This window comes from Ruegeria sp. CDSB086 (assembly GCF_059611065.1).
In genome coordinates this window covers 66,300-83,630 of record NZ_JBXWOV010000008.1, presented here as the reverse complement: position 1 = coordinate 83,630, position 17,331 = coordinate 66,300, and the positions used below count along the sequence as shown (strand labels likewise).

The following is a 17,331-nucleotide window of genomic DNA, read 5'->3' as shown; positions in this document are numbered from 1 at the left end:
GCGGAAGGGCATTGCCTTCCCGGTCGGGCTAACGCCGTCGACTTAGAATAGAATTAGGTCTGCCAGTGTATTTCTCTCAGGAGGCATCGGGCTGGCTTTCAGGTCGAGCGGCGTCGAAAGCGGGTAGGGTGAATGCGCGTTCTTCGATCTCAAGCAGACGGTCGAATGGAGTCATATCGACGCCCCAGCGATGTGCATTGTAAAGCTGTGCGACAAGGCAGATATCGGCAAGGTCCGGCTTGTCACCAAAACTGAAGGTGGTGTTAGTTGGCAAAAGCGCTTGGTAGGCATGGAAACCTTCGGTCATCCAATGCCGGAACCACTCGACCCCATCCTCAGCCGTAAGCCCGTACCGGGACTTCAGATGCGCAGTGATCCTAAGGTTGTTAACTGGATGAATGTCCATCGCGATGGTATGGGCCGCAGCCTGTACCCGCGCACGCTCGAACGGGTCCTCCGGCAGGAACGGAGGTTCGGGTATTGTGGCGTCGAGATAATCGATGATCGCAAGCGATTGGGTGAATGCACGACCGTCCTCAAGGATCAGCGTAGGGACGCCCTTGCCGGGGTTCAGCGCGACATAGTCCGGCGCGCGTTGCTCTCCGGCAACAAGGTTGACCGGAACTGTTTCATAGGAAACACCCTTGAGATTTAGTGCGATCCGGACCCGAAAAGAGGTCGTCGAGCGCCAATAGCCGTATAGTTTCATGACTTCCTTGTATTGTGGTAAACCGTCTCAGATTTTGCCAAAGATAAGTTCCCGCGCCGGAATCCGATCCGGCACGGGACGCCCGTCAGGCAGACTTGTTGAGTTCTTTGGCATGCAGCCAATCGGCATGTTTCGGAGCTTTCTTGGTCTTCGACCACTCGTCCAACATAAGCCATTTCACTTCGTCCATGCGCTCCAGCAGCGCTTCTTCTTCCGGGTCCGGGCAGGCCAGTTCGATACGATGGCCGGAAGGATCAAAGAAGTAGATAGAGTGGAAAATCGAATGGTCGGTCACGCCGAGTACTTCGACGCCATTAGCTTCCAGATGGTCCTTAAACTGAAGCAGCGTTTCACGATCCTTCACCTTGAAGGCGATGTGCTGCACCCAGATCGGGGTATTGGGATCCCGGCCCATTTCCGGCTTCGTGGGCAGCTCGAAGAAAGCCAGAACATTCCCATTCCCGGCATCCAAAAACAGATGCATGTAGGGGTCCGGCTCATGCGTAGATGGGACATGATCCTCGGCGATGGCCAAGATGAAGTCCATGTTCAGCATTTTTCCATACCATTCGACCGTCTCTTTTGCGTCTTTGCAGCGGTAAGCGACGTGATGGATCTTCTCGATTTTCATCGATTTCTCCTTTCCGAGGGTGCAGTTTTCAAGGCCAAGGCAACGTACGGCCGCCTCAGGCGGTTACATCAACCCCACCAGCCAGAGTGACAGTGAGGGTACAAGGATGAGCAGGGTCAGCCGCAGGATGTCCGCGATCCAGAATGGCAGCACGCCGCGAAAGATCGTTCCGAGTGAGACATCTTGCAACACGCCCTTCAGCACGAAGACATTCATACCGACCGGGGGTGTGATCAGGCTGATTTCAGTGGCCACAACAACCACAATGGCGAACCAGATCAGGGCGTTTTCGGGATCGAGCAGGAGTTCATTGGCAAACTCAAGCTCAAACATCAGTGGGTAAAAGACCGGCACTGTTAGCAAGATCATCGACAGGCTTTCAAGCACACAACCAAGAACCATGTAGGTCAGCATTATGAACACGATGACCGCCCAGACCGGCAATTCATTGTCGACAACAAAGCCTGATAGGGCATCCGGCAGTCCGGCGTAGTTTATGAAGTTGGTGAACAGCTCGGCACCGATGATCACAGCAAAGATCATGGCTGTAGCCCGGATCGAATCCAGCGTAGCTGCGAAAAAGCTGCGCCAGGTCATCGTCCTGAGGGCAATGGCGATCAGGATCGAAGCGCCTGCACCCATTCCGGCCGCCTCAGTCGGTGTGAAGAACCCACCATAGATGCCAACCATGATGAAGAGAAAAAGGCCCAGCACACAGATCACGCCTATGACGTCAGCCCGACTCATGGGTTCGGTGTTTTCCTCCTCCGGAGCCAGAGAAGGGTTCAACCGTACCGCAACCATAACCGCGCCAAGATAAAACAGCACACCAATTATACCTGGCACAATTCCCGCGATAAAAAGCTTGGCAATATTGGTTTCGGTCAACAGGCCGTAGATGATCAGGATCACCGAAGGCGGGATCAAAATGCCCAGTGTCCCACCCGCGGCGATAGAGCCTGTCGCCAGCCGGTCATCATAGCCAAAACGACGCATTGAAGGCATGGCGACTTTTGACATCGTGGCAGCAGTGGCCAGGGACGAGCCGCACACCGCGGAGAAACCGCCGCAAGAAAAAACCGAAGCCATGGCAAGTCCGCCGCGCAGCCTGCCAAAAAGCCGATCGGCACCGGCGAACAGCCCGTGTGCCACGCCTGAGCCGGCCAACACATTGCCCATGAAGATGAACAGAGGGATGACCGAAAGGGAGTAAGACAAAGAAGTGTCAAAGGCCACTTGCCCTGTCATAGCCCAGGCAGGCTCCCAACCACGCATATAGGCAAACCCAAAGCCGCCTACAGCCGCCATTGCGAACGCGATAGGCACGCGCAGTAGTATAAGTCCCAGAAGGATCGCAAAGCCGATCAGAGATTCAATCATGGGGCGCCCTCTAGGTGATCTTGATCGGTGTCGTGTTCGATGGGGGGTTGTAATCCGCGCAGGAATGCGATGAACGCCGAAACCATGCAGGAGACCCCAGCCAGATAGCCGAATGGTGCCAGTGGAATCTCAAGCGCGTTGGTCACCGCGCCGTCATGTGCGGCCTTGGCCGCATGGGTGAAAAGCCGCCAAGAAAAGGTGGCTAACAGGGCTGCAGAGAACAGGCCTGCAAACGCAGACAAAAGACGTTGCGTCTTGCGTCCAAGCGCAAGATTCAACAGGTCGACCTCGACATGTTCACGGCGCTCTGTCGTCAGTGGCAAGGCAAGGAAAACGAGCGCTGCAAGCAGAATTTCAGTGAGTTCGAAGGCGCCGGAAAGTGGTGCGTTGAACAGGTAGCGCCCAACTACATCCACACAGGTGATGAGGACGAGGCTGAACAGGATCAGTGCGGCCCCGACACCCAGAGATCTGTCTAGCAGCAACCCGATGTCCAGCCCCTCATCAGGGGGCTGGTCGGGGAAACGATGGCGAAGCCGCTCCATGGATCAGAAGTCCACGCCAGCTTGTTTGCGCATTTCTTCCAGTGCCGCCGCGCCGTCGTAGCCGTCCGCCGAGATGGCTTCGGACCACGCTGTTTCTGCATCTGCTGCCTGTGATTTGATCGCATCTACGACTTCGGCTGGCGCTTCGTAGATTTCGATCCCGGCCTTTTCGGCCGCGGCGCTGCCTTTCTCGTCTGCGCCGACCCAAGCTTCGCCAACCAGTGCGGCAAAGGCTTCACCGGAAATCGCCTCGATGGCTGCCTGATCCTCTTCAGAGATCTCGTTCCATTTGTCTTCGTTCATGACCATGAACCAAGTGGTGTTGTAGATGCCGCCGGGGACTTGCATCGTGTACTTGACGTCTTCGGTTAGCTTGAACGCAGCAAGAGCATCGTAGGGGAACGTCACGCCATCGATTACTCCGCGCGAGAGCTTTTCATACACCTCACCCGAAGACATGAAGAGCGTTGTGGAGCCGAGACCAGACATAAGGTCTGAGATGTAGCCACCAGGAACGCGGATCTTGAGACCCGTGAAATCGTCTGTCTTTTCGATCTTACGGACATTGTTGTGCAGCATACCGGGGCCGTGCACAAAGAGCCCCAGAAGCTTGGTGCCCTCATGTTCTTTTTGCGCCTCCAGAGGGCCGGAATAGACGTTCCAGAATGCTTTGGAACCAGCAACGGCATCGTCACCAATGAACGAGAACTGACCGATCCGAGAGCGGGTGAAACGGTCATCTGTGGTAAAGGAATGCAAGCCGTAGGTGATATCAGCGATACCTTCGGCAGCCATGTCGTAATGTGCCGGGGGCGGGCCCATGGGCTTTGCAAGCACACGTACGGTCACGCGGCCATCGGTGACTTCCTCCACTTGCTTGGCCCAGGGTTTGATTGCCTCAACGACGATTGGATGGCGCGGCGGCAGCCAGCTCGAAAGCGCAAGCTTGGTCTCTGCCACGGTAGTCGTTGCGATAGACATTGCAGCGGTTGCAATGCCGGCGAGCAGCAGGGTGTTGCCCTTCAGTTTGATATTCATGGTATCCTCCCTTGGATTATGTGATGTCGGCGGCATTGAGCGCCTGCCTCAGGACGCCCCGGTCGCCGATGTGGTTGGCCAGGATCAGAATTAACCTCGCGTTGATTATATCGCTCTCGGCCTTGGTCTTGCCCTCATGCGTTGCCAGCAGGTCGGCGTAGAAATCGTCGGTTCCGTCGATATTCGGTGTCAGGGTCAGATCGCTCATTGACTTACTTCCTTACCGGCCGCACGGCGCAAGGCAGTGCGCATCAGGGTTTCGTTGTATTCCGCTCGGCGGGCGGCGACATGCTGATCTGGGCGGATCAGGTAGACCGCCGAACTGGCTTCGCCGAGATAGCGTTTCCTGAGCTGACCAGTCGGGTCGTCGCGGGTTGAAAGAGTCAGGCGGCGTGCCGTGATGCCGTCCTCTTCAAGAATTTCAGGTGCTTCTGCATCGATTGTCAAAAGGATGAACTCATCACCCAGCTTCGACAACAGGTATTCATCGCCCAACGGGGCATCAGGGCAGGGGGCGCCGGGCTGCGTCCGTTCGGGACCGCCTGCCAGTGCGTCAGCGGAATTGAGTCCCGATTCACTGTACACGCATGGAACCGAGAGCCGACCCGAGTTGACCATCGGTCGTGCGAATTCGTACGTTCCGCTCAGGCTGAGCACGGCATCGCGGAAGATCTGGCTGGTTTCTGATTTCGGCGTGATGAAATCGGTGGACCGTGTAGAATTCAGGATGTTTTCGTCCGCGCCGTGAACCCGTTCGGTATCGTAGGTGTCAAGCAGGCTCTCCGGCGCTTTGCCTTGAATAACCAACCCTAGTTTCCAGCCAAGATTGTCCACGTCCTGCATGCCGGAATTGGCACCACGCGCACCAAAGGGCGAGACTTGGTGCGCCGCATCACCAGCAAAAAACACCCGCCCCGAGCGGAAACTGTCCATCCGCTTGCACTGGAAGGTGTAGATAGAGGACCAGACCATTTCATAATCCACATCCCCCAGCATCGCATCCAATCGGCGACGGATATTCTCTTCTTTAAGTTCTTCTTTGCGGTCAACATCCCAGCCGATCTGGAAGTCGATCCGCCAGACATCATCAGGTTGCTTGTGCAACAACGCTGAGGCGCCAGAGCCGTGGGTCGGTTCAAACCAGAACCAGCGCTCAGTAGGGAAATTCAGATCGCCTTTCAGTTTGACATCGGCAATCAGGAAGCTGTCCTGAAAGACGCGACCGCTGAAATCGAGACCAAGCATCCCGCGCAACGGTGAGTTGGCGCCGTCGCAACCGATAAGCCAGTCCGCTTCAAGCGTGTAAGGTCCATCCGGTGTCATCACCTTCAGGGTGACGTGATCGTCGTGTACTTCGATGCTGTCCACACGGTTCTTGCCACGCAACTGGATCGGGGCACCCTTGTCCTGCAGCTCGCGCAGACGGTCGATCATGTATTGCTCGAAATAAGGCTGCTGCAGATTGATGAAGGCGGGGTATTTATGCCCGTCTTCCGGCAACAGGTTAAATTCGAATACCTTGTCATCGCGATGGAATACCTTACCGAGATTCCAGACAACGCCTTTTTCGAGCATCGGTTCGCCGCAGCCATAGCGGTCGGCCACTTCCAGACAGCGCTTTGCGAAACAAATCGCCCGACTGCCCATGCCGATGCCCTCATGATCATCAAGCACAACCACCGGAATACCCTGGCGGCCGAGGTCCAGGGCTGTGGCGACTCCGATCGGCCCGCCGCCCATGACCACAACCGGGTGACGCACCGGTGCGTCAATATCCTGATCGGGCGACTTCTCGTATGGATAGCTCTTGTAGGCGAGCGTGTAACGATCATCAAACATTGGAAAATCCCCTCCCTTCAGGCGCTCAGCCTTGCAGTTGTTCCCACATTTCCAGATCCCGCTGCGCCGTCCAGATACGTGGTGTGTCGATGCCGCGGGCTTCGTCATAGGCGCGCGCAACATTGAACGGCAGGCAGTGTTCGTAGATTGCGTAGTCAGCGAATTTCGGGTCGCACGCGTCGCGTACAGCGTCCCAGGCATCTTTCAGGGTGCCGCCGCTAGCGGCGACACGAGCAGCCGGGCGATAGGTGCTTTCGACAAAACCCCGGGTAGACTCGATTGCTGCTTCAACCATGTCTTTTCCGAGCAGAGCATCACCGCGGCCGGGCGCGATAGCATCGACGTCAAATGCGGCGATATTGTCCAGAGTGCCACCCCAATCGTTGAAATGGCCGTCGCCGCAATAGCAGGCCGAGTGATACTCGACGATGTCACCGGTAAACATGACGTTCTGATCGGGGACGTGAATGACGATGTCACCGGCAGTATGGGCGCGACCAAGATGCATTAGATCGACGCGCCGGTTGCCGAGGTATACACTCATGCGATCCTTGAAGGTCGTGGTGGGCCAGGTCAGTCCGGGAATGCTTTCATGGCCTTCGAACAGACGTGGAAAACGCTGAAACTCACTGTCCCAATCTTCCTGACCGCGTTCGACAACCTGCGCTCGGGTTGTTTCGGACATGAGAACCTGATCTGCGCCATACGCTGAAGCGCCTAGAACGCGAACCGCGTGATAGTGAGTTAGCGCCAGATGTGTGATCGGTTTGTCGGTAACTTCTCTGACTTTCTCAATCACCTTGCCAGCCAGACGTGGCGTGGCCTGCGCCTCGACAATCATGACACTATCATCGCCGATGATCACGCCGGAATTGGGATCACCTTCAGCAGTAAAGGCCCAAAGCCCTTCACCCACTTCGGTGAAGCTAATCGTCTTTTCACCCAAATCTCCCTGAGATGCGAATGCCTTAGCCATTGTGTTCTCCCGAAGTATGTCGCTCGCGTGACTCGTTTTGTTTCATTTGCAACGAATATCGTTACATATGAAACTAAAGTCAATGCCGTTTCGTTTGGAGTCACGTGTTTGAACTATTGTTGCTGAGTACATTCGAAGATTTTTCGTAAGTTGCCGGCGTAGAAAAATGTTGTCCATTCCAGCTATTATTGCCGCCAATCCTGCCGACCGCCGTAAAGAACTGCTGTTCCATAAAACGTCTGATGGACCCAATGCGGTGGTTCAAGGCTTAGCGATGACGGCGATCATGGTTGAGAAGCTTTTCAAAAAAGAAACGACATCGGCGACTCAACAATTTTACGCCATGTGAGGCAGAGTCTGTCTCAGTGGGCCACAAGTCTACGCCCACCAGCATCCAGCACACAGCATTTGGTGCCTTCGAACACGGCGGTGGTCAGGGCGTGGCCATAGCCTGCTCCTGTATCCAGATTGATACGGTTTCCATGATGTTCAGGTGCGGACACGTGGCTGTGGCCATGGACTACCAACCATGGATGTGGATCTTTATGGTTCAGGAATTCCTCACGAATCCATATTAGATCGTCGTGGTCTTGCTGCTCCAGTTTCACCCCGGGTCGAATACCTGCATGCACGAACAGCAATGCGCCGTCCTGATGGAACGGCTTTAGCCCGTTCAGAAAATCGATATGAGCCTGAGGGACGGCCTGTTTGGCTTTGGCGTGAACTTGATAGATTCTGTCCACGTTGGTGGCTTCAACCCCATAGGACTGCAGCGTTTCGATCCCGCCGATCCGAGGATGAAGCCAGTGATACCCGACCAGCAGGCGCGCATCATTGCGCGGATAGTCCTCCAGAAACATTGCGCACATCTGGTCATGATTGCCACGTAGAAAGACCCAGTTCTTACCGTCGGCGTTCCCTCGGACCAGCAGATCCAAAACCCCGCAACTTTGCGCACCCCTGTCCGTATAATCGCCAAGAAACACGATCTTGGCGTCTGGCCCTCCATCCCGTTCGATCCGGTCCAGTGCGTCTTCAAGCATCCCCAGTTGGCCATGGATATCGCCAATTACATAAACCGGATCTGACATGAGTGTTCCTTGTAGTCGTCTTCAGGCGGTAGTTGATTTGGGATCAGCCCACCCAGTCAATGCTAATGTCTTCGCGAAAAGCAAACCGTACCAGATGCGCTTCGATGACTTCCTGCCAGCGGGTCAGATCTCCGCGAGGGCCGGTTTCAGCCGTCAGCGAAAGGCTGGATTCACCTGCGACCAAGGTCAGCCGGTTTCCGCCCGGAAATTCCACGCTGCCGTGGGTGTCGTCGAAAGCCACCTGGGCCTTGTGGGACCAGTGCTTGCACAATTGCTGCAGGTACTTGCTGGCCGCTTCCGTTTGGGCAACACCCGAAACGCTTTGGTTAGGTAGCAACGCCAAGGCTTCATCGGCAGCCCGGCGCACCGCCTGCGCGAACAAAGTAACGTCGATGTTTGTGGCCAGGAAGGTCGCCCCCAGATCCAGACATTTACGCTGCATGGCCGGATCAAGTGTCAGTATCCCGGCAAATTTGCCTGCCGCGACGACCCGAGTTATCGCGTCCAAAACGGCCTCGACCACTTCTGTATGACCAACATCACCGATATGGCCCATGTCAGCGGCCAGATCGGAGGGACCGAGAAAGACCCCATCAACGTCAGAGGCAAGAATATCGTCTAGTGCCTCTAACCCGGCGCGGTTTTCCACCTGAACAAGCAGGCAGATCTGTTCATCAGCCGTTTTCAGATAGTCCGGGATCGCCGCAAAGCGCGAAGCCCTGGCCAACGCTGATCCCACGCCCCGAACTCCGTGGGGCGGGTATCGCACCGCCCGTACCAAATCCCGCGCCTGATCTCCGCTTTCGACCATCGGCACCAGAATATTCTGAACGCCGGCATCGAGGTATTGCTTGATCATCCAGGTTTCACCTATCGGCAAGCGTGCGACCGGTTGGCTGCCGCTTCCTTCGATGACCCGCACCTGTTCCAGGATTGAGCGAAGATCGTTTGGGGCGTGTTCCCCGTCAACGAGCAACCAGTCGAACTGGGACGTGGCCGCGATTTCGGCGGCATAGGTGTCGGCCATTCCAATCCAGCAGCCGACCTGCGGCTGACCAGCCTGCAGCGCGGCCTTGAAAGCGTTTAGTGGCGCAGGCATCCCGGCCTCCCTTAGGCAAAGTTGATATCGACCGAGCCAAATGGCCCAAAATCAGCATGGATTTCGGTGCTCGGCGGGCATTCGACGGGTCGAATAAAGCTGCCAGACAAGATCACCTGGCCCGGCTCTAAGCTCTGGTCGTACTGCGCCATGCGACGGGCCAGCCAGACGACGCTTTCGACCGGGTCGTTCAGAACACCCGCGCCAAGACCGGTTTCCTCGATCTCACCATTGCGGAAGGTCAGTGCCCCGACCCAACGCAAATCAAATGCATCTATCGAATGACGTTCGGGGCCCAACACGATGCCGGCATTGGCAGCGTTGTCGCTTATTGTGTCATAGGCGGTACGTGTTTGTCCGGTCGCGGGGTCGACACGCTGAATACGCGTGTCGAGGATTTCAATCGAAGGCGCGACGTAATCCGTGGCGGCAATGATGTCGTCACGGGTGACATTCTCTCCGCCTACCGCAGATTTCATGACAAAAGCAATCTCAGCCTCGATCCGGGGCTGGATGAACCGGCCCGCAGGAACGGTTCCGCCGTGATCGAACTTCATGTCATCGAACAAAATTCCGCTGTCGGGAATGTCGATATTCAGCGCATATTGCATCGCTTTTGAGGTCAGCCCGATTTTCCAACCGATCACCTTGCGCCCTTCGGCCAATTTCTGTTGATAGATGGCGTTCTGCACCTCATAGGCGTCGCTCATCCCCATTTCGGGATGGCGCAGTGTCAGAAGGCCAATCTGTTCGTGCGAACATTCAGCCTGCAACAAGTCGGCTGCGGCACGGGCATGATCTTCGGGGGTCATACCTGTTCGTCCTCGACTGTGTTGCGCAGCGTTCCAATGCCCTCGACTGAGATTTCCACTACGTCACCCGGAGCCAGGTATTTCGGTGGTTCAAACCGCGCGCCTGCACCCGTCGGGGTGCCGGTGACGATGATGTCTCCGGGCAGAAGCGTCATGAAGGTCGAAATATATTCGATCTCGCGCCTTATCGGGAACATCATGCGATTCAGCGTATCGTCCTGGCGCAACTCACCATTCACATGGGTCTGAATTCGGGCATCGTCCAACTGGGCCGCGTCGGTGAATGGCACTAGCCACGGACCGATGGCACCGGAATTGTCCCAGTTCTTTCCCTGTGTGACGTTGAACTTGGCATGGCGGACCCAGTCGCGAATTGTGCCTTCGTTACACAAGGTTAGGGCTGCGATGTGGTCATAGGCATCTTCCTGTGAAATTCGCCGACCGGATTTGCCAATCACGATAACGACCTCGCCCTCGTAATCCAGCGAGTGGTTTTCTGGAGGACGGATCAGCGGGCGGTCGTGCCCAGTGAAACCGCTGGCAAAGCGCGGAAACAACGACATGTATTTCGGTTGTTCGCTGCCGTCTTTGTATTCTGCGTTGCGGTCGGGAAAGTTCACTCCGACGCAGAGGATGCGGCGGACATCCGGCATCACCATTTCGTAAGTGAATTCCTTGTGGGTTACTTCCCGGCCTGCTGCGGCCTCGGTCAACTGTTCAAACGTGCCCGCGGCGATCACCTCATAAAGGCTGACCTGATCGGGAAAGGCGTCGTTTAGCGCAATTGCACCGTCCTTGGTGATCGCGCCGAAAAAAGTTGCTCCGTTTGCGGTGAAAGTTGCAAAGCGCATCAAGCCTCCTCGGCGGCGTCAATGCCACCCATGCACAAGTATTTGAGTTCCATGAAGTCATCCAGCCCATGGCGCGATCCCTCGCGCCCCAGACCTGACATCTTAACGCCTCCAAAGGGCGCTTCAGCAGTTGAGATCAGGCCGGTGTTGATCCCGACCATGCCATATTCCAATGCTTCTGACACGCGCCAGACACGGGCCATGTCGCGGGAATAGAAGTACGAGGCGAGGCCGAATTCGGTATCATTGGCGGCTGCGATAACTTCGCTTTCCCTGTCGAATTTGAACAAGGGCGCGACTGGGCCGAAGGTTTCCTCGGTCGCCACCGCCATGTCTGCGGTCACGCCAATCAGGATGGTCGGCTCGAAGAATGTGCCGCCAAGGGCGTGCGGCTTGCCGCCCAGTGTGACTGTTGCACCCTTGGCGGTTGCGTCTTTGATATGCTCAGACACTTTCGCGACTGCGGCTTGATCGATTAGTGGGCCAAAGACGGTGCCCTCGTCAAAGCCGTTTCCAGTCGGCAGTTTTGCGACCTTAGCGGCCAGTTTTTCGGCGAACGTGTCGTAGACCCCAGACTGGACATAGATGCGGTTGGCGCAGACGCAGGTCTGGCCGTTGTTTCGGAACTTGGCGATCACTGCCCCTTCGACTGCCGCGTCCAGATCTGCGTCGTCAAACACGATGAACGGCGCGTTGCCGCCCAATTCCAAACCTAGCTTCTTGATCGTAGGTGCGCATTGCGCATAAAGCATCGCGCCGATTTCGGTGGACCCGGTAAAGGTCAATTTTTGCACGATTTTGCTCGAGGTCATCTCACCTCCGATGGCGCGCGCTGATCCAGTGATGACCGAGAACAATCCCGCAGGCAACCCGGCTCGCTCGGCCAAAACCGCCAGCGCGATAGCCGAGAACGGCGTCTGGCTGGCAGGTTTGAGCACCATGGAACAGCCTGCCGCCAGTGCCGGTCCCGCCTTTCGCGTGATCATGGCATTGGGGAAATTCCACGGCGTGATCGCGGCAACAACCCCAATCGGCTGTTTGATTGTGATGATCCGCTTATCCGGCGCGTGGCCCGGGGTAACGTCGCCATAGGCGCGGCAGGCCTCTTCAGCGAACCATTCGATGAAGCTGGCACCATAAGCGATCTCACCCTTGGCCTCAGCCAGCGGCTTGCCCTGCTCGGCGGTCAGGATAGCGCCAAGATCGTCCTGGTTTTCGATCATCAGGTCATACCAGCGGCGCAGAATTTGGCTGCGGTCCTTCGCTGTGAGCTTGGCCCAGCCCTTCTGTGCACGGTGCGCTTCGGCGATTGCTTCGGCCGTTTCGGCCGCCCCAAGATTGGGGACTCGTCCGATTAGATCACCAGTTGCCGGGTTGGTCACTTCCAGAGTGGTGGATACCTCAGTGGCACCGACCCATTTGGAGCCAACCCGCGCCGCTTCAATAAGCAACGTGGGGTCGTTGAGACGTAATTCTGTCATTTGCAGGATTCCCGTGTCTCGGCCTCAGACCGAAAAGCTGATGTTTGCCTGACCCGTTCCGGAACTACCGAAATACGGGGTGTAGATGTCGATCTCGCCCTTGTAACTGCCCCATCCCAACGCACCGAACAGCAGGGCAGTGTCGTTCATCGCACATTCGCCCGTACATTTCTTGGCGTAGTCAGGCAAAAGGTCCAAGAATTCTTCGAACCGGCCCTGTTCCCACAATTCGAGAACGCGCATATCCATCTGCCGGTTGAACTCGCCATTCACTGCGTTCAGACCCTCGACCGAGCGCTCATTCGGCGTGAAGTCATGACTTAGAGACCCGGAGGCAAGAATAGAAACATTGCGGTTCGAACGCCGGATGCCTTCGGCGATGGCTTCACCCCAAACGCGGTTCTCAGCGATGGACGAGAACTGGTTGACCGCAACTGGCAGAACCCGGGCATTCACATCGTCATTGATAAAATGCATAGGCAAAAGGGTACCGTACTCCATTCCCATGTCGGGATGCGAATGACCCAGTGCCCGTTCCCCTCGCTCTCTCAGAACGTCAAGGATAGTTTCACCAAGGTCGTGATCACCGCGATAGTCGAACTCCATATCCGCCAGCATGTGCGGCAGTTCATGGCTAATAAAACGGCCCTTGTGGCGCTCTTTTGTGTTCAGGTGAAAGCCCTGATTGGTGATCCAATGTGTATCGAACACGATGAAGGTGTCGACCTCGCGGTCAATCGCGTCCTGACGCAGACGTGCGTAGCCATCTATCGCAGGTTGCCGGATACCTTTGTATTTTGGCATCGTGTGGGACATCCAGATGCTGGGCACATGTGTGATCTTAGCAGCCTGTACAATCTTTCCCATGACAGTTCCTCCTCACTTAAGGTGGCGTCTGACCGCTTTGGAAGGGAGAGCGGACGACCAGACGTCGTTTGGTCCGACTCTCAAAGAGTTCATGGACCATAGATGTGCGCGCGTATCCTAACTTTTAACGAGCGGCACCTTGTCCAGACGTCGCTCGAGAGGCGTTACTTTCCCAACTGCATAATCTTGTGCTGACCAGTGGCAAAGCCCACGTGTTTCTGCTCCATATAGAAGTCAAAGCTCCAATCACCGCCGTCGCGACCGATACCTGACGCCTTTACCCCGCCAAAAGGCGTGGGCAGGTGACGAACATTTTCCGAGTTCACCCAGATCATCCCAGCTTCCAACTTATCGGTAAAGCGTAGGGCGCGTGTAAGGTCGTTGGTCCAGACATAGCCGGTTAACCCATAGGGCGTGTCATTGGCGATCTGCAGCGCTTCTTCTTCGTTCGAGAATGGAATGGAAGTTAGCACGGGGCCAAATATTTCCTCACGCGCGATGCGCATGTCGTTATTGGCATTTGTAAACAATGTCGGGCGTACGAAATACCCGTCGTCACCAACCTTGACGCCACCGGCCGCGAGGGTCGCACCATCCTCTTTGGCGATGTCAAAGTATGAGGTCACCTTGTTGTAATGCTCCTCAGTGACCAGCGGGCCGATCTCGGTCGCCGGGTCCAGGGGGTGCCCGACCTTGATGTTGTTCACACGCTCGACCAGTTTGGCTTCGAATTCTTCCTTGATAGTGTCCTGCACCAGCAGCCGCGAGGACGAGGTGCAGCGCTCACCGTTGATCGAGTAGATCATAAAAATCACCGCATCCAGAGCCCGGTCCAGATCGGCGTCATCAAACACGATAACGGGGTTCTTACCGCCCAGTTCCAGGTGCATCCGCTTGAGCGTATCGGCACCCTGCTTTGTGATGATGCTGCCTGTCCGGCTTTCTCCGACAAAAGCGATGGCTTTGATCAAGGCGTGCTCTGTCAGCGCCCTACCGGCATCAGGGCCAAAACCGTTCACGGTATTCAGCACGCCCTTGGGCAGCCCTGCCTCTTCAGCGATTTCCACCAACAGGCGGGCGGACAAAGGAGAGTCTTCGGCCGGTTTGTGGACCACGGTGCAGCCAGCGGCCAGAGCGGGCGCGATTTTCCAAGTCGACAGCATGAAAGGCGTGTTCCACGGAGTGATCACACCAACCGGGCCGATAGGTACACGAGTGGTGATATTCATCAACGTCGGCGATTTCAGGTGTTGCCCGTCGCGAGCCTGCACGACTTGATCCGCAAAGTAGCGAAAATTCTCGGCACCGCGCAGCGCGGCCTTGGACATGAACCGTAATGTTTGGCCCGTATCCCAACATTCACACAGCGCAATTTCTTCGGCCCGGGCTTCGATCGCATCGGCAACGTTTAGCAGGATCCGGCGGCGTTCGGTGGCGGGCATGTCGCGCCATTCAGTAAAGGCAGCATGGGCCGCTTTGACCGCTGCGTCGATATCGTCGGACGTACCGTGCGCAACGTCGCAGATCACCGATTTATCCACGGGAGAGGAGGATTGGAAAACACCCGCTGCGCCATCCCGGTCTTCGCCTGCGATACGGTTCTTGATGCCTGTTTCTTTGAACCGGGCCAGAAAGCCTGCCAGTTTCTCAATATTCGTATCCAGTACGCTCATGCGTCAGGTCTCCTGCTTTGTCGCAGCCAAATGATTCCGGATTGTGCCGGTCTTGGGCGAAAGGTCTGGGTCGATGTCACGCATCTCTAGTGAAAGCGCGATAGAGTGTTTCGAGAAGGCCTGTTCCAGATACGCCTCAACCGCGTCAAAGATACGCTGTGTTGCGTCCTTCTTAACGTCGTCAGGACGGCCAGCGCGCAGGCGGATAGAGATGTCCACAAAGCCATGCTTGGGATCTCCATCCGCAATGGCAAAATAGTCAACACGCGTGGCGCGGACGCGAATTCCCGGCATTGGAAAAGCCTCAATCCCCGCAGCGGTGTCTCGTATGCATTCGCACAAGCCACCGATGTCGACCCGATCGTCCAGATTGCCGGAGTATTCGACGTGGAAGTGTGGCATGACCTCTCCTTTACTACTTAACATGTTTAGTAAATTGTATAGCGACCGTCAAGAACTTGCTTTGTTAATCTTTGCAATTCCTGAAATGGCGTTCTAGAAGGCTGGAATGAACCGACAAAGCCATACCACGAGAACCTCTCGCGCTCTTCCGATCGCCCTGCTGCGCGCACGCGAAACCGTTATGGCCCCAATTCGGGATATGCTGCAGGGGATACAGCTGACTGAGCAAAAGTGGCGTATCCTTCGTGTTCTGGACGAAATGGGCGAAGTGGAACAAAGCACTATTGCAAATGAGGCCTGCCTTTTGCTTCCCAGCCTGACGCGAATTCTACGCACGATGGAGACTGATGGGCAGATATCCCGCCGTCAGGGCAGCACGGATAAGCGCCGCACCATGGTGAAGATCACCGATGAGGGGCGTCAAATTCTTGAAGAGAACCTTGCGACCTCGCTGGCGATTCACAATACGATCGAGGCGCAAATGGGGCAGGAAAAAATCGACAACCTACTGGATCTACTTGAGGAACTGCAGGCCGTAAAGGTTTGACCCCGACCTTGAAGACCGGGGCCAGCGTGATCACTACAGTCTCGCTAGTCCTGTATCCAGGGCTGACAGGATCTTGGCTACGTCATCAGACGTGATGACCAGCGGCGGAGACAATATGATGTTGTTTCCAGATACACGGACCATAACGCCATCTTCATAAGTTGCTTTTTGAACCTGCAGCGGAAGATGTTTGGCAATTGGCGCCTTGGTCGCACGGTCCGAAACCAGCTCGAGCGCGCACATCAGACCTTCACCCCCTCGCACGTCACCGACTACGTCGTATTTGTCGGCCAGTTTTTTCAACCCGGCAAACAACTCATCCCCCCGTGCAGCTGCGTTTTCCCAAACTCGCACGCGGTTGATCTCGGCAAGCGTGGCCAAGGCTGCGGCCGCGCCAACCGGGTGCCCGGAATAGGTGTAGCCCTGATCGACAGAAGCTCTGCCGGTAGTGTCGCTTTCGAACACCTCCGCAACCGCGCCAGAGATCATTGCCGCGCCGAATGGGAAATAGCCGTTTGTGATGGCTTTGGCCGTTGTCATGATATCGGGCTGCACCCCCCAATGTCTCGCGCCACTTTCGCTGCCTGTACGCCCAAAGGCAGTAATGATTTCGTCCGAAATCAGCAGAATTCCGTGCTTCGAGCAGACCTCACGCACCATGGGCATAAAGCTCTTGTGCGGCGGGATCACTCCGCCTGCGCCCAAGATTGGCTCCATAATAAATGCGGCGACGGTGTTTGCACCCTGGAATGCGATTTCGGCCTCCAGCGCGTTTACGCAAAGCTGCGCTAGACGCTCGGGGTCCGTCTCATCGAACGGGTTGCGATAGGTCCAGGGCGCGGGCACGTGGAAACAGCCCGGCATCATCGGCTCATAAGCCGCACGGAACTTCTGATTGCCATTGACCGAGGCAGCCGCGAAGTGGGTGCCGTGATACCCCTGTTTCAGGCTGATGAACTTGGTACGGCCAGCCTCGCCTCGAACTTTGTGAAACTGACGTGCAAGTTTCAGCGCGATCTCAACGGAATCCGATCCACCTGAAGTAAAGAATGCACGGGTCAATCCGTCAGGCGCAAAGAACTGCGCCAGCTCATAAGACAATTCGATCGCCTTGTCGTTGCTGGTGCCGCGAAAGGTTGAATAATAGGGTAGCGCGTTCAGTTGATCGGTGATGGCCTGCTTCACCGGATCACAGGAATAGCCCAGATTGACGTTCCATAAGCCACCCACTGCATCCAGCGCCTTGTGACCATCTACATCAATGATGCTGACTCCTTCACCTCCGGTCAGAATGGTCGGCGGGTTTTTCTGGCTGTCTGCCGGGTGCGCCATTGGTTGCCAGAAATGTCGGGCGTTGTTTTCTTTCAGAAAGTTGGAGTCTTTCATGTAG

The 17,331-nt window shown here is 56.1% G+C and carries 19 protein-coding genes; 2 read left to right on the top strand and 17 right to left on the bottom strand.

Going from position 1 to position 17,331, the window contains the following annotated elements:
- Positions 1 to 76: 76 nt before the first annotated feature.
- From maiA to AC2FIO_RS16900, 8 genes are all read right to left on the bottom strand, one after another.
- A complete protein-coding gene (maiA, locus tag AC2FIO_RS16935; protein WP_496699094.1) occupies positions 77 to 709 on the bottom strand; it encodes a maleylacetoacetate isomerase in 633 nt (210 codons plus the stop codon).
- Positions 710 to 794: 85 nt separating this feature from the next.
- A complete protein-coding gene (locus AC2FIO_RS16930; protein WP_058274548.1) occupies positions 795 to 1,340 on the bottom strand; it encodes a VOC family protein in 546 nt (181 codons plus the stop codon).
- 63 nt (positions 1,341 to 1,403) lie between these two features.
- Positions 1,404 to 2,720: a TRAP transporter large permease gene (locus AC2FIO_RS16925; RefSeq protein WP_058278629.1), complete on the bottom strand. Its 1,317-nt coding sequence runs from the start codon at positions 2,718 to 2,720 to the stop codon at positions 1,404 to 1,406.
- A complete protein-coding gene (locus AC2FIO_RS16920; protein WP_082637164.1) occupies positions 2,717 to 3,265 on the bottom strand; it encodes a TRAP transporter small permease in 549 nt (182 codons plus the stop codon). Before AC2FIO_RS16920 ends, AC2FIO_RS16925 begins: the two co-directional genes overlap by 4 nt.
- Positions 3,266 to 3,268: 3 nt before the next feature.
- Positions 3,269 to 4,303, bottom strand: coding sequence for a TRAP transporter substrate-binding protein (locus AC2FIO_RS16915; protein WP_496699091.1), 1,035 nt, complete (start codon positions 4,301 to 4,303; stop codon positions 3,269 to 3,271).
- 16 nt (positions 4,304 to 4,319) lie between these two features.
- Positions 4,320 to 4,511 carry a DUF2783 domain-containing protein gene (locus AC2FIO_RS16910; protein ID WP_058274303.1) on the bottom strand — a complete coding sequence of 64 codons (192 nt, stop codon included), beginning with the start codon at positions 4,509 to 4,511 and terminating at the stop codon, positions 4,320 to 4,322.
- Positions 4,508 to 6,142: an FAD-dependent oxidoreductase gene (locus AC2FIO_RS16905; protein ID WP_496699089.1), complete on the bottom strand. Its 1,635-nt coding sequence runs from the start codon at positions 6,140 to 6,142 to the stop codon at positions 4,508 to 4,510. Before AC2FIO_RS16905 ends, AC2FIO_RS16910 begins: the two co-directional genes overlap by 4 nt.
- A 25-nt stretch (positions 6,143 to 6,167) precedes the next feature.
- Positions 6,168 to 7,118 carry an MBL fold metallo-hydrolase gene (locus AC2FIO_RS16900; RefSeq protein ID WP_496699087.1) on the bottom strand — a complete coding sequence of 317 codons (951 nt, stop codon included), beginning with the start codon at positions 7,116 to 7,118 and terminating at the stop codon, positions 6,168 to 6,170.
- Between the two features lie 169 nt (positions 7,119 to 7,287).
- Between AC2FIO_RS16900 and AC2FIO_RS16895 the strand changes: the two genes are divergently transcribed.
- A complete protein-coding gene (locus tag AC2FIO_RS16895; RefSeq protein ID WP_496699085.1) occupies positions 7,288 to 7,467 on the top strand; it encodes a hypothetical protein in 180 nt (59 codons plus the stop codon).
- 13 nt (positions 7,468 to 7,480) lie between these two features.
- On the opposite strand, the gene AC2FIO_RS16890 is transcribed toward AC2FIO_RS16895, so the two are convergent.
- The 8 genes from AC2FIO_RS16890 to AC2FIO_RS16855 all read right to left on the bottom strand — a co-directional run bounded on the left by AC2FIO_RS16890 (position 7,481) and on the right by AC2FIO_RS16855 (position 15,394).
- Positions 7,481 to 8,209, bottom strand: coding sequence for a metallophosphoesterase family protein (locus AC2FIO_RS16890; RefSeq protein ID WP_496699083.1), 729 nt, complete (start codon positions 8,207 to 8,209; stop codon positions 7,481 to 7,483).
- Positions 8,210 to 8,252: 43 nt separating this feature from the next.
- Complete coding sequence (locus AC2FIO_RS16885) at positions 8,253 to 9,308, bottom strand: aldolase/citrate lyase family protein (RefSeq protein WP_108859833.1); 1,056 nt, start codon at positions 9,306 to 9,308, stop codon at positions 8,253 to 8,255.
- Between the two features lie 11 nt (positions 9,309 to 9,319).
- Complete coding sequence (gene hpaH, locus AC2FIO_RS16880) at positions 9,320 to 10,120, bottom strand: 2-oxo-hept-4-ene-1,7-dioate hydratase (protein WP_496699080.1); 801 nt, start codon at positions 10,118 to 10,120, stop codon at positions 9,320 to 9,322.
- Entirely contained in the window at positions 10,117 to 10,971 is an 855-nt protein-coding gene (locus AC2FIO_RS16875; RefSeq protein ID WP_496699078.1) for a fumarylacetoacetate hydrolase family protein, read from the bottom strand. Before AC2FIO_RS16875 ends, hpaH begins: the two co-directional genes overlap by 4 nt.
- Complete coding sequence (locus AC2FIO_RS16870) at positions 10,971 to 12,452, bottom strand: NAD-dependent succinate-semialdehyde dehydrogenase (RefSeq protein WP_496699076.1); 1,482 nt, start codon at positions 12,450 to 12,452, stop codon at positions 10,971 to 10,973. The genes AC2FIO_RS16875 and AC2FIO_RS16870 overlap by 1 nt, the downstream gene beginning before the upstream one ends.
- A 24-nt stretch (positions 12,453 to 12,476) precedes the next feature.
- Positions 12,477 to 13,319, bottom strand: coding sequence for a 3,4-dihydroxyphenylacetate 2,3-dioxygenase (gene hpaD, locus AC2FIO_RS16865; protein ID WP_282170371.1), 843 nt, complete (start codon positions 13,317 to 13,319; stop codon positions 12,477 to 12,479).
- Between the two features lie 164 nt (positions 13,320 to 13,483).
- On the bottom strand, positions 13,484 to 14,992 hold the full coding sequence (hpaE, locus tag AC2FIO_RS16860; protein ID WP_496699073.1) for a 5-carboxymethyl-2-hydroxymuconate semialdehyde dehydrogenase: 1,509 nt from the start codon (positions 14,990 to 14,992) through the stop codon (positions 13,484 to 13,486).
- A 3-nt stretch (positions 14,993 to 14,995) separates the two neighbouring features.
- Positions 14,996 to 15,394, bottom strand: coding sequence for a 5-carboxymethyl-2-hydroxymuconate Delta-isomerase (locus AC2FIO_RS16855; RefSeq protein ID WP_058274537.1), 399 nt, complete (start codon positions 15,392 to 15,394; stop codon positions 14,996 to 14,998).
- Between the two features lie 106 nt (positions 15,395 to 15,500).
- Between AC2FIO_RS16855 and hpaR the strand changes: the two genes are divergently transcribed.
- A complete protein-coding gene (gene hpaR, locus AC2FIO_RS16850; RefSeq protein ID WP_058281156.1) occupies positions 15,501 to 15,941 on the top strand; it encodes a homoprotocatechuate degradation operon regulator HpaR in 441 nt (146 codons plus the stop codon).
- Between the two features lie 33 nt (positions 15,942 to 15,974).
- On the opposite strand, the gene AC2FIO_RS16845 is transcribed toward hpaR, so the two are convergent.
- Positions 15,975 to 17,327 carry an aminotransferase class III-fold pyridoxal phosphate-dependent enzyme gene (locus tag AC2FIO_RS16845; RefSeq protein ID WP_496699071.1) on the bottom strand — a complete coding sequence of 451 codons (1,353 nt, stop codon included), beginning with the start codon at positions 17,325 to 17,327 and terminating at the stop codon, positions 15,975 to 15,977.
- Between the last annotated feature and the right edge of the window lie 4 nt (positions 17,328 to 17,331).